This window comes from Microbulbifer maximicatervae (SeqCode), assembly GCF_052467505.1.
Genome location: NZ_CP174313.1, coordinates 4,118,747 through 4,139,856 on the forward strand (window position 1 = coordinate 4,118,747; position 21,110 = coordinate 4,139,856).

Below are 21,110 nucleotides of genomic sequence, written 5' to 3' on the forward strand. Positions count from 1 at the left end.
TTGCCGATAAGGAGCTGCTTAGTGGTCATGATATTGCCTTTTCTTACGGTCACCCTGTCGATTTGGGCCGTTTGGAATGGTCGTCGCGGCTCTGCAATGGGCTGGTGGTTGTTGACCTTGCTAATCTTCATTATGTGGTGTGGATATCATATGACGCGAGCACTGTCGCTGTCTTTCTAGGGACCGTGCCCATGATGGTGTTTATGGTCAGAAGGCTGGATAGCTTGGCGCTGTTAGCGGTAAGCATAATCCTATGGATTGCCTTGATCATGGAGTTGGTATCTCACCAACACCCCTGCCCTCTCTGTCTCTTACAACGTGTTGCCTTTGCCATGATTGGCATGGGATTGATGTTGAACCTGCGCTTTAGTATTCGTGCAGAGCATTACGGCGTTGTTATTCTTTCGTGTCTGGCCGGTCTGGCTGCTGCTGTCAGGCAGGTATTGCTGCATATCACCCCTGGCGATCCAGGGTTTGGCAGCCCAGTATTTGGCTTACATTTATACACTTGGTCTGCGCTGATTTTCTTTGTCTTACTGATCTACTGTGGCGTTGCATTAATGTTTGGCTTTAAGCGGCGAAGTTTTGCCACGAGAGAGTTTACTTTGATTGAAAAGTGCATTGCCATCTCGTTCTTCACTGTCGTGTTGGCCAATTTAGTCGCGGTTCTCCTCGAGTGCGGTCTGGGTCCCTGCACCAGTGGGTCATTTGGGTATCACTGGTTGTGGTCTCGAGGTTAGGCACACAAATGTGTCCGAGCTTTCTACACTTTTCCTGATAAGACCCGAGTCCCGGGGAATTGCGGAAAACTGTGAGGAGTCCCTATGCGTCTGGCCTGCCTGCTCATTTCACTATTGTTAATTGCTTGTGAACGAGCTGAATCCCCCTCGCCGGCCACCAGTGTTGAAACCGCCCAGCACGTTTTAAGGAATGCGTATATCTATACCGTCGACCCGGCCCGCAGTGTTGCCTCGGCAATGGCTATCCGCGATGGGCGCATTGTTTATGTGGGTACAGATCGGGGGGCAGAAGCCCTTGTAGGAGAGGGAACAAAGGTCACTGATCTCAGTGGAAAAATGGTATTGCCCGGTTTTATTCAGCAAATACCTGATGTTGGTATCAGTGACAGTTTGGATTTATCCACATATAAAACTGTAGAGGGGTATGAGAATAGCGTTCGTAAATTTATTCAGGCCAACCCCGAGAAGCAGCTTGTCGTTGGCAGCGGCTGGCGTCATGTCATTTTTGCACCACACAGACCACATAAAGCAATACTGGATCAAATAAATGATTTGATCCCCATTATTCTTTTCTCAGAAGATGGCGCCAGTGTATGGACTAACTCTGAAGGTATTGCCGCAGCTGGGATTGATATGGAGTCTAATTTTTCTGAGGGTGGTAGAATCGAAAAAGATGAAGATGGTCTTCCCATCGGTATTTTTCATGGTCGTGAAGCGGTGGAGGTTTTTTCCCGTCTGATACCCGTAAATAATGAGGGTGAAAAACCAACTCGAAGTTTTTCAGAGATTAAGAATATTGCGGCCCAGAGAGGCGTAACTACTTTTTTTCAGGCTGTAATGCCGCTCAATGATTTAAATAAATATCTCAGCGCCTTCGATCGCCCACTATCGTCAGAGAAATTGAGTTTGCGTATCCGAGCATCCTTTGAAATAGCGATGGATGTCACTGGTAAGAAACTTAGAGAATTGCAGAAGGTTGCAGAAAAATATTCCGGTGATGATTTCAAGATCAATTCGGTTAGCTTGAAAGCTGACAAGGTAGGTTTAGGTGATCAACGTGATTCAGGCCTATCGAGTGAACTTATTTCCAAGATAATTACTCGTGCTAATTCACATAATTTCCAGTTTTACCTGGATGCTAAGAGTAATAAAGAGTTGGCAGCTCTACAAAAGCTCATACAGATATCCCTGGATGGTGGCAGGGAGTTGGGATTGCGTAACACCCTGCTTAATATTAGTTCGGATAATGCTGGGAGTGTATTGTCAGATGATAAGGAAAAACCGATTTTATTGCTGTCAGTAGCAGCGCGCTCAAAAGTTTCTCCAGATGATAAAAGTTACTTAACTGAAAGTCGAAAATCTAATACAGAGCCTCGTCATATAGCCGTGGTTATGGACTCGGGATATGTTGCCGGGCGAGAGGTGTCACCAATCCAGAACATCCATGCTGGAGTCAGTAACCAGATATCATTGGAGACAATGATTGAAATGTTCACTTTTACCGGTGCTGTTACGAATCACCTGGAGCAGGATACTGGTAGTTTGGAGGTGGGAAAGTGGGCGGACTTTATTGTTTTGGACAAAAACCTGTTTTTAATTCCGCAGCGAGATATTGGTAGTGTCCGGGTGATACAGACTTATTACAAAGGTCAGAAAGTCTATGACCGCAGGCGCTAAGGAGAGGAAGAAACCGAGGGGCAGTGCGCCCCTCGGTTGATCAATGTTAACGCCCTTGGGCGCTACCCTCGCGGCGGGGGTCGGCTCCCCCGTACAGCTTGTTATTTTGCAAAGCGATTGCATGGATACCACTGTTGAGGCCCCTTTCGACAACCTCGTGCCCACGGGCTTCGAGTTTCTCGATAGTATCGGGGCTGAAAAAGCCGGGCTCCAATTCGACCCTCTTACCGATTGCACCGATATTTCCCGCAGAAATCGCTTCGGCAATCGGCATATTCAAGCCCAGGTGGTAGAGAATGGTGCGCGCGGTGTAGTCAATAATTCGTGAGCCGCCGGGGGAACCCACCAGAAGGCGCATGCTGCCATCTTTGTTGAAAACGATGGTGGGGGACATGGAAGAGCGTGGTCTCTTGCGCGCTTGAATGCGGTTGGCCACCCGCTCCCCACTACTGTTTTTTGGAGTGAAGGAAAAATCGGTGAGCTGGTTGTTGAGCAGGAAGCCCTTCACCATCAGGCGCGACCCGAAGCCGGTTTCAATACTGGTCGTCATACTGACACCATTACCGTAGCGGTCGACAATCACTAAATGACTGGTGTTGGGCAACTCTGGCGACTGGGCCATCACCCGCTTCACCCCGAGTTCGGCTGGGGTACCCGGAGTCGCAGCTGTGGCGGAGTCCGGGTCGATTAACTGCGCGCGGCGAGCCAAATAATCCCTGGACACCAGTGATTTACTGGGTACTTGGACAAAGTCGGAATCACCGGAGTAGGTGTTGCGATCGGCAAATGCCAGTTCCGAAGCTTCGATAAATAAGTGGGTGAGCAGATCACTGCCAGGCTCGAAGCGCTCCAGTGGGAATTGTTGCAGCATGCCCAGAATGCCGCCTACTGTGGTACCTCCGGACGACGGGGCATCCGCACCGCACACACGATATTCGAGAAACTCCGAACACAGGGGCTGGCGCTCCTTGGCCCGGTAGCTAACCATATCTTCGAGGCTCAGGAGCCCTGGGTTGGCACTGTCATAGCGCACAGCTTTGACGATAGCCTTGGCAATGTCGCCGTGATAGAAGGCATCCGCACCGCCCTGGGCAATGGCCTCCAGAGTTTCCGCGTAAGCTGGATTCTTCAAGTTGTGACCCACCGGCAGGGGCTTGCCATCACTGTTGAAGAAGTAGCTGGCAATTTCCGGTCGAGCAGCCACCTTCGGCATGCGCAGTAACAGCTGGTGAAGGCGCGGTGATATCTGAAAGCCGGATTTGGCCAGGTGTATGGCCGGCTGAAATAACTGCTCCCAGGGTAACTTGCCATCGCGCTCGTGAGCCATTTCCAGCATTCGCACAACACCGGGAACGCCGACCGAGTAGCCGCCGATTACAGACTCAAAAAATGAACGCGGCTTGTTGTCGCGGATAAAGTAATTTTCGTCTACCTGAGAGGGGGCTGTCTCGCGCCCGTCGTAGTACTTGAGCTTCTTTGCCGCAGCGTCATAGCTGAGCATAAATGCTCCGCCACCAATCCCGGAGGATTGTGGTTCTACCAATCCCAATACCATCTGAGCGGCAATGGCGGCATCCACAGCGCTGCCGCCCAGGGCGAGAATCTGCTCGGCAGCCCGGCTGGCATGGGGGTTGGCAGTGACTGCCATATAGAAGTTGGCCGTTGAGGACTTAACGGCTGTGCGACCGGTATCAAACTCCGGTTGTGGTTCATCGGCAAAAGCGAAAGCGGGACTCAGAACCAGTGCAAAGGCGGCGAGAAGGTTGCGCACGTAACACTCCGCGGATTGTGGATAAATCCGCTCGAGTGTATCAGAAATAGCCAGATTCCGGCTTAACGAAATTTCTCTTCCAGCGCGCTTTGTACAGCAGCCGGAACAAACTTGGTGACATCGCCGCCCAGGGAGGCAATTTCACGCACTAAAGAGGATGAAATGTAGGACAAATGTTCTGCCGGTGTCAGGAACAGGCTTTCCATATTGGGCGCTAACTGGCGGTTCATATTGGCCAATTGGAACTCGTATTCAAAGTCGGACACCGCGCGCAGACCGCGCAGTACGCCATAAGCATCTACCTGGCGCACCAGGTCGGCGAGCAGGATATCGAATCCAATGACTTCGACATTGGGCAGGTGGCCGAGAACTTTTTGTGAAAGTTCTACCCGCTCCTCTAAGGTGAACAGGGGGTTTTTGCGGTTGCTGGCAGCCACAGCCACGATAACGTGGTCAAACAAGCGGCATGCGCGCTCCACCAAGTCCAAGTGACCATTGGTGATGGGATCGAAGGTTCCGGGATAGACGACTTTTTTCATACGCCAGGGCTTAAATGCGGGCCGAATGGGATGCGAATGGTAAACAATTTACGGCTAAGGTCAAAACCGAATCTTTTTATTCTTCCCTAAACCGATGGGCCGGCGCGGCGAAACAAGCGCATACACACCTGTCCTGCACGTTTTTCTTTTTCCTGTTCCCAGCCAGGTACGGATGCAACCACTGTGTCTCGCGGTGTTTCCACATAGATTAATGCATCCTGCGAAAGATGGCCGGACAGGGCGCCTAGAGTTGCCTGCCAAAGATTGTCAGCAAAAGGGGGATCGATAAATACGAGGTCGTATTTACTTCCATTACTTCCGAGGAACTCTTCTGCACTACAGTTATGGACTTTGGCTTCCCGGGCGTTTAACTGTTTTAACTGTTCCGCCAGGGTTCGCGCAGCGCGAGTATTCAGCTCGACAAAATCTACCGAACCGGCGCCTCGGGATAGCGCCTCCAGACCCAGGGCTCCTGAACCGGCAAAGAGGTCCAGGCAGCGGGCGTCGGGCAGGTAGAACTGCAGCCAGTTAAACAGAACCTCCCGCAGTCGGTCGCCGGTAGGTCTCAAGCCCTCCACTGGGGCAAACTGTAATTTTCGCCCGCGCCACTGTCCGCCAATGATGCGTAACTGTGAAAGGTTTTGCGGGCTTTGCTTTCGGGATGAACTTCTGGCCAAGGTAACTCTCTACTGGGGGCTTAGCGATGCTAAGATTAGCGTCTTTCTGCAAGCGGTACATCCGGACATACGAATGATTTTTGACTTCCTGCGCAAAAAGAAGAAGCGCAAGCCCGAACAAAGTGAGCCCCAGCAATCCCAGGCGGAGGTCACTGCTGCGTCTGAAGAGGAATCATCGGCGCAGAGCCCAGAGCCTTCAGCGCTAGAGAAAGAGCCCTCGGCGCTGGACAAAATGCCCTCAGACATAGAGGAAAAGTCGTCTGCCCAGGGAGAAACCTCCGCTCTGGAGGAGGCAAAGGCCCCTATCGATGAACCCACTGCCCCAGCTTCTGTCCCCCAAGAGGAAAGTGCCGGCTGGGCGCAGCATGCTGATGCGGCGGGCGAGCCGGAGGCCGTTGTCGAAGCCCCCCAGGTGGCTGTAGCAGCAGAGCCTGTAAAAGAGGAAGCCGAAAAGCCAGCCCCGATTCAGCCCGAGCCAGCTCCAAAACCCAGAGCCAAAGAGCAGCCGAAACCGGAAGCCAAAAAGAAAGAGGGTTTCTTTGCGCGTATTCGTCGCGGCCTCAGCCGCACCAGCAACCAGTTTGTCGAGGGGATGGGAAACCTGTTCCTCGGGGCCAAGGAAATCGATGAAGATCTGCTGGAAGAACTTGAAACACAGCTGTTAATGGCAGATGTAGGAGTTGAGGCCACCAGCGAGATCGTCGAGCGCCTGACCGAACGGGTATCCCGTCGGGAATTGGCCGATGGCGATGCACTTTACAAGGCACTGCAGCAGGAGCTGGCTGACTTACTCGATAGTGTTGATGCTCCCCTGGAAATCGATATCAGCAAGAAGCCTTACGTCATTCTGGTAGTGGGCGTAAACGGTGTGGGTAAAACCACAACAATCGGCAAGCTGGCCCACCGCTTTCTCGGTGAAGGCAAGTCGGTGATGTTGGCTGCCGGTGATACATTCCGTGCCGCAGCAGTTGAGCAGCTGCAGGTTTGGGGGCAGCGCCACGATGTACCGGTTGTAGCGCAGCATACCGGTGCTGACAGTGCGTCAGTTATTTTCGATGCGGTTCAATCTGCCCAGGCGCGCGGCGTCGATGTGGTAATTGCCGATACCGCCGGGCGCCTGCACACCAAATCCAACTTGATGGAGGAGTTGTCCAAGGTGCGCCGGGTGATGGGCAAATTGGACCCCAGTGCGCCCCACGAGGTGCTGTTGGTACTGGATGCTGGCACTGGCCAAAATGCGATTAACCAGGCCTCTCAGTTCCGTGAGGCGGCCGGCGTTACTGGCTTGGTGCTGACCAAATTGGATGGTACTGCCAAAGGCGGCGTTATCTTTGCCCTGGCTCGTCGTTTCGGTATCCCGGTGCGTTTTATCGGTGTGGGTGAGCAGGCGGAAGATCTACAGCCATTCCGCGCTCGTGAGTTCGTATCCGCCCTGTTTGGCCGCGATAAGGCCTGATAATTCGCCTAGGAAATAACAAGAACAACAGAAGCCGTGATCACTTTCGATAATGTGAACAAGCGTTACGTATCGGGGCAGGATGCCCTGGTGCGAGTCAGCCTGGAAATCCCCCGTGGCGATATGGTATTTCTCACCGGTCACTCCGGTGCGGGTAAAAGTACTTTACTGAGACTCCTGACCGCGATTGAGCGCCCTACTAAGGGCAGTATTCTTGTCGCCGGACAGAATCTCAACCGCCTGCGCAATGGCCAGATCCCCTACTACCGCCGCAATCTGGGTATTGTCTTCCAGAATCACCAGCTGCTATTTGACCGCAGCGTTTTTGACAATATTGCCCTGCCCTTGTCTGTTGCTGGTTGCAATAAGCGCGAGGTGGGGCGTCGGGTTCGCGCAGCCCTGGATAAGGTCGGCTTGCTGCACAAGGAAAAGCAAAATCCCATTATGTTGTCTGGTGGTGAGCAGCAGCGGGTTGGGATTGCCCGCGCAGTCGTTAACAAGCCCGCGATATTGGTTGCCGATGAGCCCACCGGCAACCTGGACCCAACACTCTCGCAGGAAATCATGCAGTTATTCGCCGACTTTAACGCAGTGGGAGTTACGGTGCTGGTGGCGAGCCACGACTTGGAGCTGATTGCACGGATGCGCCGACGGGTATTGACCCTACAGGCTGGCCAATTGATTTACGACGGAGTTCCGAGCCGTGAAGTACACCCAAGCTAAAGCGCAACGGCAGGCCAACCCTGTCGCAGACAAGCGTGTGCGCAGCACCGGCGCTGTTGTTGCGCAAACAGGGCTGGGCGATCGATGGAATAGCTGGTTGGGGCACCACCGTGAGATGGCTGCCGACTCAGTCAGTCGATTTTTTAGCGCACCCATGGCCAGTGCAATGACGGCGCTGGTGATTGCTATTGCCCTGGCCCTGCCGGCGGCATTGCAATTGGGATTGTTGAATTTCCAGCGCGCGGTGGCCGGTTGGGATGGGCAGCCACAAATTTCTGTTTTTCTACACAAAGATGCGAGACAGGCTGCAGTTAATTCCCTGGCCGACAAATTGCGCAGTGACCCCGCTATCGCGGAGGTAACTTATGTCTCCCCGGAAGATGCCCTGGCAGAGTTTGAACAGGCCTCGGGGCTTGGGGATGTATTGGTTGGCCTGGATGCCAACCCCCTGCCGGCAGTGCTGTTGCTGCGGCCAAGGGATGCGAAGGACGGCGATAAACTTCAGGCTTTGGTGGAGAATCTGAGAGCCCAGGCACTGACGGATTCAGTGGTCTTGGATCTTGCCTGGGTCCAGCGCCTCGCCCAGATCACCGAACTGGGACAGCGTCTCTCCGCAGGTCTAGCCCTGTTATTGGCGCTGGGGGTGGTATTGGTGGTGATCAATACGATACGGCTGCATATCGAAAGTCGCCGGGAGGAGATCCTGGTAGTAAAGCTCGTCGGCGGCACTAACGCGTTTGTGCGGCGGCCGTTCCTTTACAGTGGCATTTGCTATGGATTATTTGGCGGGCTGTTGGCGTGGCTGTTGCTTGCAGGTGGTGTGGCTATGTTGTCTGGGCCAGTTGAGAGTCTGTCATCAAGTTATGGCAGTAGCTTCGAACTGAGAGGGCCAGGCGCCAGTTACTTCTTTCAATTAACTTTGGGGGCCTCCTCGCTGGGCCTATTAGGGGCTTGGCTTGCGGTAGCGCGACACACTCGCAAGATAGAACCCCGCTGACCAGCGAGTCTGATCAAGAAGGGTAAAGTGTTCTGGCAAAGGGAACCTGAGGCGTAAAAAGCCCCTCTAATTCCGCGAAATACAACAGAATACGGTAGTTGTTGGCGGGCTTTCTTATCTGCCCGTGCAAGTGCTACACTGAGTCCAGCTTGTCGTCGGATACAGTATCCGATGGCAGCGGCCGGTAAGATCGGCCGACTAATAATGACAGGAGAGACCTGAATGGGAACCAGCCTACAGCCAGTGCATACGCTGTCTCCGGGCGCCAACCTGGGAGCTTATATCCAGACCGTCAGTGGTTTTGACGTACTGACCGCTGAACAGGAAAAGCACCTGGCAGAAGACCTCTATTACCGCGAAAATCTCGATGCTGCACGCCAGCTGGTCATGTCACACCTGCGCTTTGTAGTGCATATCGCCAAATCTTATTCCGGCTACGGGCTCAATGAAGCCGACCTGATTCAGGAAGGTAATGTCGGTTTGATGAAGGCCGTCAAACGCTTCAATCCCGAAAAGGGAGTGCGCCTGGTATCCTTTGCGGTACATTGGATTAAAGCTGAAATCCACGAATTTATTCTGCGTAACTGGCGTATTGTCAAAATTGCCACCACCAAGGCGCAGCGCAAATTATTCTTCAACCTGCGCGGTCAGAAGAAAAAACTCGCTTGGTTGACCAATGCAGAAGCTAAGGCCGTCGCCAAAGACCTGAATGTGGATGTCACCCAGGTCCATGAAATGGAAGGCCGCCTGGCTGCACACGATGCGGCTTTTGATGCGGGTGTCGATGACGATGACGATACCGCCTGGCAGGCACCGGCTCACTATCTGGAAGACCGCAGTTTTGATCCGGCCGCCCAGCTTGAGCGGGATAACTGGCAGGAAACCAACTTGACCAGCCTCGCCAGTGCCATGGCACAACTGGATGATCGCAGCCGCGATATTATTCAGGCCCGCTGGCTCAGTGAGGAGAAATCCACATTGCATGAGTTGGCTGATAAGTATGGTGTTTCCGCTGAGCGAATTCGCCAGCTGGAAAAAAATGCCATGAAGAAAGTGCGTGCTGCTATGGAAGCCTAAATCGGCGTTCTGGTACACGGGTAGAAAACCGCGCAGTAGCGCGGTTTTTTTTGTCCCGCCTGTTACAGGCATACCTGTCACCACTGGGTAAAACAAAAAGGGAAGGTAATGGCCAAACTCTATCTGCTGCTGTGCGCACTCTTTGGCGCTAGTGGTGTGGCTCTGGGGGCGTTTGGGGCTCACGGCCTGCGCGGTAAAGTGGCAGAGAATCTGCTAGAGGCCTATAAAACCGGAGTCCAGTACCAGATGATTCATGCCCTGGCGCTGTTTGGTGTGGTGCTGCTAATGCAAAACTGGGGAAACCGTTTATCGCTGACCCTGAGCGGTGCTCTTTTTACTTTCGGTATTATCTTCTTCTCCGGCAGTCTCTATGCCCTGGCACTGGGAGGCCCCCGATGGCTAGGTCCAATCACCCCTCTCGGCGGGCTGATGATGATAGCCGGTTGGGTAGTCCTGTTTTTTGCCGCATTTAATTTCTCTAAGTAGCCAGCTTTACTGGGCTTAGACGCTGATACCGAGCCCGAACAGAATATCAAGATATAAACCGTTTCGCATAAGAGGTCGCGAACAATGCAAGACGAATCTGCGGAAGATTTTCCCTACCGCACAGAATTTAAGAAGAAATCTATCCGCAGCTATGTGATTCGCGCGGGGCGAATGACAGAGGGGCAGCGCAATGCCTTTGACAATTATTGGGGACAGTATGGGCTCTCCCTATTTGACGGACCTTTGGATCGCCAACAGGTTTTTGGCCGCGAGGCGCCACTGGCGTTAGAGATCGGTTTCGGTATGGGTGACTCCCTGCTGGCTATGGCGGAAGCCGAGCCAGATAAGGATTTTATTGGTATTGAAGTACACCCGCCGGGCGTTGGCCGGTTGATCAATAATGCCGGCAAGGCAGGTATCAAAAACCTGCGTGTTTACATGGCCGATGCGGTCGATGTTCTAAATGATTGTATTGCCGATGGAAGCCTGGATCGTTTCCAGCTGTACTTCCCTGACCCTTGGCACAAGAAGAAGCACCACAAGCGCCGGATAGTGCAGCCGGAATTTGTTCGCCTGATTTGCAGCAAGTTAAAAACTGGCGGTCTTATGCATATGGCGACAGATTGGGAGAATTATGCCGAGCATATGCTGGAAGTATTGCAAGGTGAAAACCTGCTAGAAAATACCGCCAGTGAGGGTGATTATGTTGCCCGGCCAGAATGGCGCCCGGAGACCAAGTTTGAGCGTCGAGGGCAGAGGCTGGGGCACGGTGTTTGGGATCTGGTATACCGCAGGTTACCTGGTGAAGCGCTGTCGCTAACTACCACTGACGTAGATGCGTCAACTGTTGAAGAGTCCAAAGGCGAATAATTCGCACTGACGATCGATGTTTGCCACCGGTGCTAACATGGCACCAGTGGCATGCAACAGCCCACCTCTATTGTTAGAAAAACTCATTCCAGTTTTTCTTGGCCGCTTCCCATCGGCGCTTGTCTTCGACAACATTCAGGTTGCGGATGGTGTTACTGTCATAGGACATCCAGTCCGACAGTTCAATATTATTTTGGGTGCCCGCAAAATAACGCATGCGAAAGCGGCGAATAAATTGGTTGGGAATAGCCATAAAGGCAACTTCACGTCCCTGGGTGACAGTGGAAACCTCTACGCATTGGTGGTTTCTTTTATCGAGCTCATAGATAAAACCGGTAGTGGCTAAGTCACCCTCATTTGTTCCATGCACAAAATAATACCTTTTTGGGCAATAAGTTTTGTTGTGCCAGGCAAAGCGCGCAACAATATTTGCATTGGTAGTGGTTGAAATGACTTGGTTAGATGCTCCGGTACCCAGGTGCGGATCAAAGCGGCCATTTTGATTCATCCAGGGAAAGAATCCCCCGGCTTGCCACAGCTTCTGTGGTGGGCGGGTATCGCCACGGTATAACAGTGTTGTCACTGTGTGCAGGTTAAAACCACTGCGGCTAAATCGGTAATTAAATAGTGAGAAAGGGACGTCCAAATGGGCTTCGATGTTGGATATTGCTCTCCTCTCTGAGCTGAAAGCTTCACTGGCCTGTCGATACCAGCAGTAAGCTCCACCGAGTAAAGCTAAAATGGCATCTTTACGGCGTGTTATTCCATCGCTATCGAGTAGCTTGGTGGGTGTGGAGGGATCAAATCCAGTAAGCCAGGTATATAGGGTTTCCACTAGTACTTTGGCGACACGGGTAATCCTTCCATAATCATTTGTTTGAATTTGTACTGCCTGGCTTACTAATTGGTCAATCCGGGTTAGTCCATCACTACTGCGCTTGTGATACCACTTAGTGTTGCTATTGGAATTATTTTGGAAGTCCTGTGCGTACTCACGGATACTTTTGGGGACATAGCAGGTGGTTTGTATGTTTTGTGGGTGAACCAAGTTCCTAACATAGTTATCGATATTGGGTGCCAGCAAGGGTTAACTCTCCTGTCTTTATTACTGTTTTTCGCCACTAGCCGTCTATGCTTCTAGTGGTGCTGTGATTATCGAATTTTATTTCCAATAAGAACCGGATTCAGGAAGCATCGCGAAAACAAAACCGAATTATTTTTATTAATAGATATTGATGTTAATAATAATTTGGGGGGTTGATCAAGGAAGGAATCTTGGTGTTTCTAATGAGAAGGCGTGACCCTCTGCTTTCATTTCTCTATAGCCTGCCGTTTATCTTACTCTTTACAGTTTCTGAAGTCCGTGCTGATTTTGTTGGAACTTTAAACCTCTATGTTAATGGGGGTAAGCATTGGTTTGATGGCGACCGCCTACAAGGCACACCATTTCGCGGTTTTGAAATGCGAGATACCTCAGGTGTCGGTGCCGGTTTTGGCTTTAACATGACAAATCATTGGGCGATGGAAGGGGTTGTCGACTATTTCGTCGTGAGTGTTGCGGATACGCCCGAGAAAGTAGATGTGTATAACTACCGTATAGATCTCCTATATCAATTTGGAGGGCAGTTCTGCGGTAATTTTTGTTGGCAGCCCTATGTCGCGTTTGGCCTGGGTGAAATGCGTATTAATTATGACCGGCGTTACCGTAAAAAACACTGGCATCCAGATGACCCAAAGTATGTCTATGATCCGGATCATCCCTACGACCCATACTATCCCTATCCTTGGGATTGTCGTAAGAAATTCTATGTCCCTGAGGATCGGCCAGACGGCCACCATTATCCCTACCCGCCTTACCATTGTGACTGGCATGACCGGCAAAATATGGTGAATGTGGGAATGGGAATTAAATATCACCTGGGGCCCCGCTGGCAGGCCCGCGCAGATATACGGCTTTTCCAGGGGGTCGAAGAAGGTGGTGTCGATGGTTTTGCCAGCTTGGCGGTCGGCTATCAATGGCTTGAATATCCGGATTTTTGGTATGACGAAGATGCAGATGGTGTTATTGATGCCACTGATCAATGTCCGCAGACCCCAGTGGGAATCGATGTGCAATTAGATGGCTGTCCGCTGGATACAGATTTTGATGGTGTACCCAGCTATATCGATCAATGCCCAAATACACCGATTGGTATTGCAGTGGATGAATACGGTTGTATTCGTTAAAGATAAATAAAATCGATTTCTTCAGCGGGTAGCAGGAAAGTTCTGAAGCCCGCTGAAGATATTATTTAGAGTGATTTTCTGTAAAATTACTCGCTGCGAATTTCCTCGAGCTTCTCAGAAATTTCCAGCCATTCCATTTCCAGTTCTTCCATTAATTCCTGCTGCTCTGACTGCTCTTTATTAAGTCGAGCTATTTCCTCCTGCTGGCCGCCGCTATATAGCGCTTCATCGGCAAGTTTTTCCTGTACTGCGGCCAATGCCTTTTCTGCCGCAGCCATCTGTCGCTCAATATTCTTGAGCTTGTTGGTCAGGGGCTTCAGTTGTTCGCGTAGTGCGGCGGCGGCGCGCCTTTGGGCCTTCTTATCCTCAGGGGCTTTTTCCTCTGTGCCTGTAACAGTGGAGGCGCTCTCCTCTTTGCGCTTCTTTTCCCGGTTAAAGCCGAGCAGCCACTGTTTGTAGTCATTGAGGTCGCCGCTATAGGGTTCGGCGCGGCCATTGGCCACCAGAATAAATTCGTCGGCAGTATTGGCCAGTAGATGGCGATCGTGGGAAACCAATATGACGGCACCGGGAAACTCCGCCAGCGCCAGGGTCAGGGCGTGGCGCATTTCCAAATCAAGGTGGTTTGTCGGTTCATCGAGAAGCAGTAGGTTAGGTTTTTGCCAGGCCAATAGTGCCAGGGCTAAACGGGCTTTTTCACCGCCGGAAAAGCCCCCTACCGTTTCGAAAACCCGATCGCCGATAAAACCGTAGCCGCCGAGAAAATCCCGCAGCGATTGCTCCGAGGCATCGGGGCTCAGCCTTTGCAGGTGCAGCAGTGGGGAACCGTTGCTATCCAGTGCTTCCAGCTGATGCTGGGCGAAGTAGCCGATGGCCAAGTGTTCGCCACATTGGCGCTCGCCGCTGAGGGGGGCAAGTGTGCCAGCCAGGGTTTTGATTAGAGAGGACTTGCCCGCACCATTGGGGCCGAGCAGGCCGATACGGCGACCCGGTTGAATACCCAGCTGAACGTTCTTCACCACTATTTTTTCGGCATAGCCGATATCCGCCTCGCGTAGGTCGATTAACGGATTAGAGGTTTTCTCGGAAGATGGCAAGGTGAAATGAAAAGGGGAATCCACATGGGCCGGGGCAATCAGAGCCATCCGGTCCAGGGCTTTCAGGCGGCTTTGTGCCTGCTTGGCCTTGCTCGCCTTGGCGCGAAAGCGCCGCACAAAGTCTTCCATATGTGCGCGTTCGGCCTGCTGTTTTTCAAACTGTATTTGCTGCTGGGCCAGGCGCTCAGCGCGAGCGCGCTCGAAGGCACTGTAATTGCCGCTGTACAAGACCAGTTTTTGCTGTTCAAAACTGACAATGCCGTCGACCACTGCATCGAGAAAGTCGCGGTCGTGGGAAATAATCAGCAGGGTACCGGGGAAGCGTTGCAGCCACTGTTCCAGCCAAAGGGTGGCATCTAGATCCAAGTGGTTGGTGGGCTCGTCCAACAGCATAAGATCTGCGGGGCACATCAGGGCACGGCCCAAATTGAGGCGAATACGCCATCCACCTGAGAAGCTGCGAACGGGGCGCTGTTGCTCTTCGTGGGAAAAGCCGAGCCCGTCGAGGAGTTGCGCGGCGCGCGCCGGGCCACTGTAGCCATCAATACTGGCCATGCGTTCGTGCAGTTCTGCCAGTTTGTGACCGTCGGTATCGCCGCTTGCTTCGGCCTCTGCCAGTTGCTTTTGCAATAGCCGCAACTCGCTATCGCCGTCTAAAACGTAATCCAGTGCTGACTGCTCACTAGCTTCTACCTCTTGAGCCATATGGGAGATACGCCAGGTGCTGGGGAGGTCTACCCGCCCTGCATCGGTTTCCAGTTGTCCAAGCAGCAGTTTGAACAGAGTTGACTTGCCACAGCCGTTGGCACCGATAATTCCGACTTTGTGGCCGGGGAAGATTCTGCAATCTGCGCTGTCAAGCAAGTCGCGCTCACCTCGGTGCAGAGAAACCCCTTGTAAATTGATCACTGGAAAAACCTCATATGAATAGGCCGATGAATGCTAGGCTATTGAACAGACCCGGACTCCACAGAGACTGGGGCACTATGCCGATCAGCAAAGGGTCGGGATTCTAACGTGACAAATACTTCACCTCCATCTTCCCCAAAGGAAAACCCCCTCTGGCAGTTCAGCTTGGACTTTTATGCCTACCAGGATGTCGAACAGTTCCTACTCGACTGCCAAGACAGAAATGGCGCTGACGTGTGTCTTCTACTGTGGGCGAGCTATACAGCCGTTTGTGGCAAGGAAATCAGTGAAGAGGGATGGAGAGTCGCAGATCGAGGCGTTGCGCCGCGCAGGCGAATGATTCGCAGTGTGCGACACCTGCGTCGTTGGTTGGGGAGTTTGCGCCCCCATACCCAGCGGGCCTACGCACTTTGTAAACGCTATGAATTAAAGCTGGAGCAGTTACAGTTGGCTGCGTTGTGGAAAATTTATGCTGAGGACTGGCCGGGGGATCGCTCTGCACTGGAGCTAGCATCCCAGCAATATGGTTTGCAGCAAAAAGATCAGGCCCGCTGGGCGGGCCTGATCGAAAGCTACTTGGCTCACAGGGGGGCAGTGAGTTAAGCCACTGTTACACCCCTCTGGGCACTGTACTTTTCTGGGGTCGCCGGTAATACAGTCGTGAAAAGTACAGAGCTCAATTAAGCAGCAGCGTATTTGGCTGCGAGGAGTCCCGACATTACTCGCCGCTGGGTTGCTCCGAAGAAAACAGGCTGTTTGCCGGAGTGCTAGGAGTAATCGTTGCTGCTGGGCGAGGAGTATCCACCGGTTTCTGCTGCTCAGCTGGAGCCATGGTTTTTGAATCGTCTTTGGGCTTCTCTACGGTTTCTGGCTTGCTGGCAGCCTTCACCTTCGGAGTTTCTGCGCTTGGCTTGACCGTTGCAGGCTTGGCTTCCGTAGAGGGTTTGCTCGCCGCTGGTTTTTTGGCAGCAGCAGTTTTAGCTGGAGCTTTCTTCGCAGCAGTGGAGGCTTTCTTTGCGGGAGTTTTCTTTACAGCTTTAGTGGCAGCGGCGGTTTTAGCCGGCGCTTTCTTGGCACTAGTTTTCTTTTCTGTGGCTTTTTTTGCCACTGTCTTTTTCGCTGCTTTGGTGGTGCTTGCTTTAGTGCGGCTCTTTGCTGCGGTTGCTTTAGGAGCGGCTACTTTTTTTGAGGTGGTAGCTTTACGGGCTTTTGGCTTGGATTTGTTCAGCAGTTTTTCTGCTTTTACACCGGCCTTACGTACAGCTTCGGCAGCTTTCAGCTCGGCTTTTGCCTGGGACTCAGTACCCTTTGCTTCGGCATGTGATGCCTTTGCTTGCTGGAGTACTTCGTTATGCTTTTCTACATTGGCCTTGGCGGTTTCTACACGCTTTTGAGTGGCAGCTGTCTTTCGTGTCTTGGCTGCAGTTCTAGCGTCTACTAGTTTGGTTTTCGCTTTAGCTAATTTTTCTTTTGCGGAAGTCAGTGCTTTTCCGGCTTTTAAAACACTTTTGCCGGCATCGGTAACTTTCTTGTTGCGGGCTTTGTCCAGCTTGACGGTTAGCTTGGAAATTTGTGCTTCCAGTTCTGCGACTGAATTGACAGCTCTTTGTTTGGCAGCCATGAGTAAATGTCCTGACGTTTATTATCAATTGGAACATCCGGACAGTGTACGGATCAGATCTATATGTAATAGACATATTTAAATCGGGGATCTGAACACTGTAAATTGTTCTGAAACTGAAAAGCACCTCAAACAGTCCGGAACAATAACCGGCGACTGGTCGATAATAGCGCTGTTTTTAAAAAAAATGTATGCCGTAAGCAGCGAAAATAGTGCTGTAAATGTATTTTTTTCTCGCTGGTCCCTGGAACCTTAAGGTGGAATGTGGTGTCCTGCACAGTGTGCGCGTCATCGGTATGCACTTGCAGTCGCCTTGGGTTAGACTTGAGCGGACTGGCGGAAAAGGTGCGCCTGGAGGCTAAGGGCCGAATCAGGATTACTTGATAAGCCGCCGCAGGCATTGACCCAGGGTCAAGCGCGAATCATTCAACGCAATACGGACAAAGAGACAACACCCATGAATAAATACCCTTTGGCTGCAGCAATTGCCCTTGGCCTGGCGCTGACCGGCTGTAACGAACAGGGATCCAAGCAGGAAAAAGAAGTTACCCTGGACACCCAGGAGAAGAAGGTCAGCTACATCATTGCCGAAGATATGGCGAAGCGCCTTGAAGCTCAGGATGTGAAATTAGATCCCCAAGTGGTGATGATGGCTCTTAAGGATGTTTCCAGCGGCAATGAATCCCGTTTGACTGAAGAAGAAAAGCAGCAAACGATCGCTGCCTTCCAAGAGCAAATGCAGAAGAAGCAGCAGGAAATGCTTGCCCAGCAAGAGAAAGAGTTCAAAGAGTCTGCTGATAAAAACCTGCAGGAAGGAAAAGCCTTCCTCGAAGAGAATGCCAAGAAAGATGGTGTTGTTACCACTGATTCCGGCCTGCAGTACAAAGTGATTACTGAGGGTTCCGGTGGCCAGCCCAGCGAGAACAGCACTGTTGAAGTGGACTACAAGGGTACCCTGATTAATGGTGAAGAGTTTGATAGCTCTTACGCCCGTGGTGAGCCGGTCCAGTTCCCAGTTAATGGTGTTATCAAGGGTTGGACCGAAGCGTTGCAACTGATGAAAGAGGGTTCCAAGTGGGAGCTTTACATCCCCTCCGAGCTGGCATATGGCCCGGGTGGTGCAGGCGGTAAGATCGGCCCTAACGCAACGCTGATTTTTGAAGTGGAGCTGCACAAAGCCAATGTTGGCAAGGAAGATGGCGCCGAGAAAAAAGAAGAGAAAAAAGAAGAGCCCAAAAGTGAGTAATTAAATTTACTACATTGGATTCAATAAAGGCGCCCAATGGGCGCCTTTATTTTTTACCCTGAAAAATCAACAGCAAAAATATTCGATTAAAGGCGCCGGCTTCCCATCGCCTTTACAATGATGAATTCAGTTTTTTAGACCAGCTGGTTTTTATGGGCTGTGTGCAAAAGTGCGATCATTCGATCCTCGGAACTAAAGCGGGTTTCCAGTGCTTCCCCCAGCTGTGACAAATCTGGGTTCAGGCTGGATAGATCGTCGGTTTCCTGGTACTTATCATTGAAATCGACAGCGACATCAGTGGTCACATCAATATCCCGATAGAGTTCCCGCGCTTGTTGCAGCCCCTGTTTATCATCAAAAGCCTGGCCTTCCAGTATGAGCTGTTCGTATACCTCAAAGTGTCCCGCAGAGACGTAGTCCACTAGCAACTGGCAAAGATGACGAACACCGTTCTCGGTCTCCGAATCCCCATCGTTAAATTCTTTCTTCTCAGATAGATGGTAGTAACTTACCAGCAGGATTTGTCGGGACTGTAGCCAGCGGTCAATGATTTCACTGACGCCACCCCAGCGCTCGCGCGCAGATTTACAATTTTCCAGCATCTCCAAGAATCCTTTGGTTACTGTTGCCGTGATAGCCAGCTTTATTGCTGATCCCGAAGGCCCTAAGAAGATAGGAGATTCCCCCGCCGACGGCAAGGTGCAGAGTGTGATCTACGCCAGAATACAACGATGCCTGCGGCGATCTTTGGTGGAGCAAATCTAGGGTGTTTTATCCTCTGATAATGAGCGGCAAAATCAGCGCGGTGAGCGCACCGCAGGTACCCATGGCCAATGCTGCACAGGCGCCGCACAGGGCGCTGATTTCTAATGCTCGTGCGGTCCCCACCGCGTGGGCATTGATGCCGAGTACGATACCGACAATGCGCTCATCGTGAATATTGAGCCTACTCATTAGAGCTGGGCCAGCGATAGCACCGACCACCCCGGTCAAGACCACAATAGCTGCAGTGAGGCTGAGAGAAGCGTGGATTGTTTCCGCCAGGGCCAATGCGATGGGTGTGGTAATAGATTTGCCGCTCAACGCCAGTAGTACTGACTTGCCCGCGCCAAATACCAAGGCGATTAATACCGCTATAACTGGGGCCAAAATCGCACCCACAAAAATAGTGACAAGTAGCGGCCAGCCGGCTTTGCGGATAATCACTAGATTTTGTTTGAGAGGGACAGCCAGGGCAACAACTGCTGGCCCTAGCAAGCTGTACAGTAATGCACTGGAGCCCTGGTAACTCTCATAGGGGATATGGAGAACACTCAATGTTATTGCGGTCAAAATGCTAGCGCTGATGATAGGGTGCAGCAGAACAGTCTTGTAGCGCCGGTAAAGGGTAACGCCGACAAGAAAAGCGATGACATTCAAGGGCAATACAAAGATTGGGCTCGCCAGAAATTCATTCACTCCCGATTACCCCCAGAGCGAATCAGCAATTTCTTTAGTAGCTGTGCGCAAATAGCGATACTGACCAGTGTGCCAATCACAATAGCGGCGATTAAGGCTAGCCAGTCGGATAGAGTCAGGCCCTGGAAAAAAAATACCCCGACAGCCGCCGGTAGCAATAACAGCGGCAGTAGATAAAGCAGTTGTGAGCTGACTTTGGCAAGGCCTGTGGGAGCACCACCATTGAACACGAGAATCACCAGTAGCATCAGCATCCCTATGACAGATCCCGGAATGGGTAGTGACAGGCTTGAGCTGGTGAAATTGCCCAGCCAGGTACAGGCAACCAGAGTGGCAGCTCCACCCAGCCAGTGGAGTATGTTGTGCAGCGTGGATTTTGACATGTAGGAGATGGAGGCCGTTAAAGCCGCCGGAGATTGTTAAGCTCTGCGGAATGCTTGCCAGCCACCGAACAGGATCAGACCGGCAAAACCGATAGCGGCCCAACCGGGGATACTCAGGCCCATCATGGTCCACTGTACTTCAGCACAATTGCCATCGCCGCTCAGCAGCGCCTTGAGCACATCGGCCATCGGGAAAACTTCAATCATATAGCTGACGCTTGGACCACAGGCCGGCACTTGGTCTTCCGGCAGGCTTTGCAGCCAAAGCTGACGACCGGCAAAGTAGAGACCACCCATTGCCCAAAGGGATACCAGCAGGCCGTAGACACGACGGCCAATGGTGGCAGGGTTGTGCAGGAATGCGATCAACGAAACTACGCCAACACCCAATAGCATTACCCGCTGGGTAATACACAATTTGCAAGGCTCCAGCCCCTGCACGTACTCGAGATAAAAGGCGGAGCCGAGTAAAAAGGCCACCATTAGGAAGACCAGAAGAAAAGTGATGCGCGGGTTGGGTAAGGTCATGGTAATTCGGGTCCTGAATAGTGCTGTCGAAAGCGGTTCGCTTCGAGATTCAAGTCGGTTAATAGTTTATTGAAATTGCTTTCCAGTTTGTTCCGCCCGGCGATAAGTTCAGGCAGTAGCTCCTGCAGTGCTACCGGGCGGCGCAACCGCTGCCCAACCCGCTCCAGGGTCAGCTCGATTACCCGCTCCTCGCGGTAACTTTGCAGCAGTTTAATTTGCTCGGCGCGCTCAATAAATGCCATTGCGCGTGGCGGAATATACCGGCTGTCGAAATGAAAGTCTCTCCAACAGCGCCGGCAAAACTCATCCAGCGCTTCAGGGTGCCACTGCTGCCAGTTTTCTGCCAACAGGTGATCAAACCATATATCCAGTGCGATGCCGGCATAGCGACGCCAGCGCGGGTCCAGTTGTGCCAGGGCATCCCGGTAGGCCGGGTGAGCATCGGTGATGGCATCAATGCGACGGTGCAGGCGAATACCATGCTCAATATCCGTTGGCCAACTGTCATCCAGGGGACCTTTAACAAAGTCCCCCAGGAGCCCACCCAGTCGCCAGCGCGGTTTGGGCCCGGACAGTAACAGGTGTGCCAGATAGTTCATAAGCCTCGCTCAGGCTGCGGCACTGTATCA

General features: G+C 52.1%; 23 protein-coding genes. 12 read left to right on the top strand and 11 right to left on the bottom strand.

Annotated features, from left to right (window positions below; genetic code table 11):
- Positions 1-27: 27 nt before the first annotated feature.
- The 3 genes from ACJJIN_RS18135 (at position 28) to ACJJIN_RS18145 (ending at position 2,417) form a co-directional block, all read left to right on the top strand.
- Complete coding sequence (locus ACJJIN_RS18135; RefSeq protein WP_444895664.1) at positions 28-180, top strand: DUF5993 family protein; 153 nt, start codon at positions 28-30, stop codon at positions 178-180.
- Between the two features lie 11 nt (positions 181-191).
- Positions 192-740, top strand: coding sequence for a disulfide bond formation protein B (locus ACJJIN_RS18140; protein ID WP_413663816.1), 549 nt, complete (start codon positions 192-194; stop codon positions 738-740).
- A gap of 84 nt (positions 741-824) precedes the next feature.
- Positions 825-2,417, top strand: coding sequence for an amidohydrolase (locus ACJJIN_RS18145; protein WP_444895665.1), 1,593 nt, complete (start codon positions 825-827; stop codon positions 2,415-2,417).
- Between the two features lie 46 nt (positions 2,418-2,463).
- On the opposite strand, the gene ggt is transcribed toward ACJJIN_RS18145, so the two are convergent.
- The 3 genes from ggt to rsmD all read right to left on the bottom strand — a co-directional run bounded on the left by ggt (position 2,464) and on the right by rsmD (position 5,404).
- Positions 2,464-4,188, bottom strand: a complete 1,725-nt coding sequence (ggt, locus tag ACJJIN_RS18150) for a gamma-glutamyltransferase (protein ID WP_444895666.1) — start codon at positions 4,186-4,188, stop codon at positions 2,464-2,466.
- 62 nt (positions 4,189-4,250) lie between these two features.
- A complete protein-coding gene (coaD, locus tag ACJJIN_RS18155; RefSeq protein ID WP_282930647.1) occupies positions 4,251-4,727 on the bottom strand; it encodes a pantetheine-phosphate adenylyltransferase in 477 nt (158 codons plus the stop codon).
- An 86-nt stretch (positions 4,728-4,813) separates the two neighbouring features.
- Positions 4,814-5,404, bottom strand: a complete 591-nt coding sequence (gene rsmD, locus ACJJIN_RS18160; RefSeq protein ID WP_444895667.1) for a 16S rRNA (guanine(966)-N(2))-methyltransferase RsmD — start codon at positions 5,402-5,404, stop codon at positions 4,814-4,816.
- 412 nt (positions 5,405-5,816) lie between these two features.
- On the opposite strand from rsmD, the gene ftsY reads away from it, so the two are divergent.
- From ftsY to trmB, 6 genes are all read left to right on the top strand, one after another.
- Positions 5,817-6,860, top strand: coding sequence for a signal recognition particle-docking protein FtsY (ftsY, locus tag ACJJIN_RS18165; protein WP_444898273.1), 1,044 nt, complete (start codon positions 5,817-5,819; stop codon positions 6,858-6,860).
- Between the two features lie 36 nt (positions 6,861-6,896).
- Entirely contained in the window at positions 6,897-7,583 is a 687-nt protein-coding gene (ftsE, locus tag ACJJIN_RS18170) for a cell division ATP-binding protein FtsE (RefSeq protein ID WP_444895668.1), read from the top strand.
- Positions 7,564-8,580, top strand: a complete 1,017-nt coding sequence (gene ftsX, locus ACJJIN_RS18175) for a permease-like cell division protein FtsX (protein ID WP_444895669.1) — start codon at positions 7,564-7,566, stop codon at positions 8,578-8,580. The genes ftsE and ftsX overlap by 20 nt, the downstream gene beginning before the upstream one ends.
- 222 nt (positions 8,581-8,802) lie before the next feature.
- Positions 8,803-9,657, top strand: coding sequence for an RNA polymerase sigma factor RpoH (rpoH, locus tag ACJJIN_RS18180; RefSeq protein ID WP_282930650.1), 855 nt, complete (start codon positions 8,803-8,805; stop codon positions 9,655-9,657).
- A gap of 108 nt (positions 9,658-9,765) precedes the next feature.
- Positions 9,766-10,143: a DUF423 domain-containing protein gene (locus ACJJIN_RS18185; protein WP_444895670.1), complete on the top strand. Its 378-nt coding sequence runs from the start codon at positions 9,766-9,768 to the stop codon at positions 10,141-10,143.
- 84 nt (positions 10,144-10,227) lie between these two features.
- Positions 10,228-11,013 (top strand): tRNA (guanosine(46)-N7)-methyltransferase TrmB, encoded by a 786-nt coding sequence (gene trmB / locus ACJJIN_RS18190; protein ID WP_444895671.1) that lies wholly within the window; start codon positions 10,228-10,230, stop codon positions 11,011-11,013.
- 73 nt (positions 11,014-11,086) lie between these two features.
- Here the strand turns inward: trmB and ACJJIN_RS18195 are convergent, their stop codons facing one another.
- Positions 11,087-12,097, bottom strand: coding sequence for a hypothetical protein (locus ACJJIN_RS18195; RefSeq protein ID WP_444895672.1), 1,011 nt, complete (start codon positions 12,095-12,097; stop codon positions 11,087-11,089).
- 203 nt (positions 12,098-12,300) lie between these two features.
- Here ACJJIN_RS18195 and ACJJIN_RS18200 point away from each other — a divergent pair, with 203 nt between their 5' ends.
- Positions 12,301-13,239, top strand: a complete 939-nt coding sequence (locus ACJJIN_RS18200) for an outer membrane beta-barrel protein (protein WP_282930654.1) — start codon at positions 12,301-12,303, stop codon at positions 13,237-13,239.
- 86 nt (positions 13,240-13,325) lie between these two features.
- On the opposite strand, the gene ACJJIN_RS18205 is transcribed toward ACJJIN_RS18200, so the two are convergent.
- Entirely contained in the window at positions 13,326-15,245 is a 1,920-nt protein-coding gene (locus tag ACJJIN_RS18205; RefSeq protein WP_444895673.1) for an ABC-F family ATP-binding cassette domain-containing protein, read from the bottom strand.
- Between the two features lie 108 nt (positions 15,246-15,353).
- Here ACJJIN_RS18205 and ACJJIN_RS18210 point away from each other — a divergent pair, with 108 nt between their 5' ends.
- On the top strand, positions 15,354-15,848 hold the full coding sequence (locus tag ACJJIN_RS18210) for a TIGR02444 family protein (RefSeq protein ID WP_444895674.1): 495 nt from the start codon (positions 15,354-15,356) through the stop codon (positions 15,846-15,848).
- A gap of 115 nt (positions 15,849-15,963) precedes the next feature.
- Here ACJJIN_RS18210 and ACJJIN_RS18215 read toward each other — a convergent pair whose 3' ends face one another.
- Complete coding sequence (locus tag ACJJIN_RS18215; protein WP_444895675.1) at positions 15,964-16,866, bottom strand: histidine kinase; 903 nt, start codon at positions 16,864-16,866, stop codon at positions 15,964-15,966.
- 457 nt (positions 16,867-17,323) lie between these two features.
- On the opposite strand from ACJJIN_RS18215, the gene bamJ reads away from it, so the two are divergent.
- Positions 17,324-18,112 (top strand): FKBP-type peptidyl-prolyl cis-trans isomerase, encoded by a 789-nt coding sequence (gene bamJ, locus ACJJIN_RS18220; protein WP_444895676.1) that lies wholly within the window; start codon positions 17,324-17,326, stop codon positions 18,110-18,112.
- 134 nt (positions 18,113-18,246) lie between these two features.
- Here bamJ and rsd read toward each other — a convergent pair whose 3' ends face one another.
- The 5 genes from rsd to ACJJIN_RS18245 all read right to left on the bottom strand — a co-directional run bounded on the left by rsd (position 18,247) and on the right by ACJJIN_RS18245 (position 21,080).
- Positions 18,247-18,714, bottom strand: a complete 468-nt coding sequence (gene rsd, locus ACJJIN_RS18225) for a sigma D regulator (protein WP_413663804.1) — start codon at positions 18,712-18,714, stop codon at positions 18,247-18,249.
- A 169-nt stretch (positions 18,715-18,883) separates the two neighbouring features.
- On the bottom strand, positions 18,884-19,570 hold the full coding sequence (locus ACJJIN_RS18230; protein WP_444895677.1) for an LrgB family protein: 687 nt from the start codon (positions 19,568-19,570) through the stop codon (positions 18,884-18,886).
- Positions 19,567-19,953 carry a CidA/LrgA family protein gene (locus tag ACJJIN_RS18235; protein WP_444895678.1) on the bottom strand — a complete coding sequence of 129 codons (387 nt, stop codon included), beginning with the start codon at positions 19,951-19,953 and terminating at the stop codon, positions 19,567-19,569. The genes ACJJIN_RS18230 and ACJJIN_RS18235 overlap by 4 nt, the downstream gene beginning before the upstream one ends.
- 36 nt (positions 19,954-19,989) lie before the next feature.
- Complete coding sequence (locus ACJJIN_RS18240; protein ID WP_282930663.1) at positions 19,990-20,481, bottom strand: disulfide bond formation protein B; 492 nt, start codon at positions 20,479-20,481, stop codon at positions 19,990-19,992.
- The gene (locus ACJJIN_RS18245; RefSeq protein WP_282930664.1) at positions 20,478-21,080 is read right to left on the bottom strand and encodes an acyl carrier protein phosphodiesterase; all 603 of its coding nucleotides are present in this window, start codon (positions 21,078-21,080) and stop codon (positions 20,478-20,480) included. The genes ACJJIN_RS18240 and ACJJIN_RS18245 overlap by 4 nt, the downstream gene beginning before the upstream one ends.
- Positions 21,081-21,110: the final 30 nt, after the last annotated feature.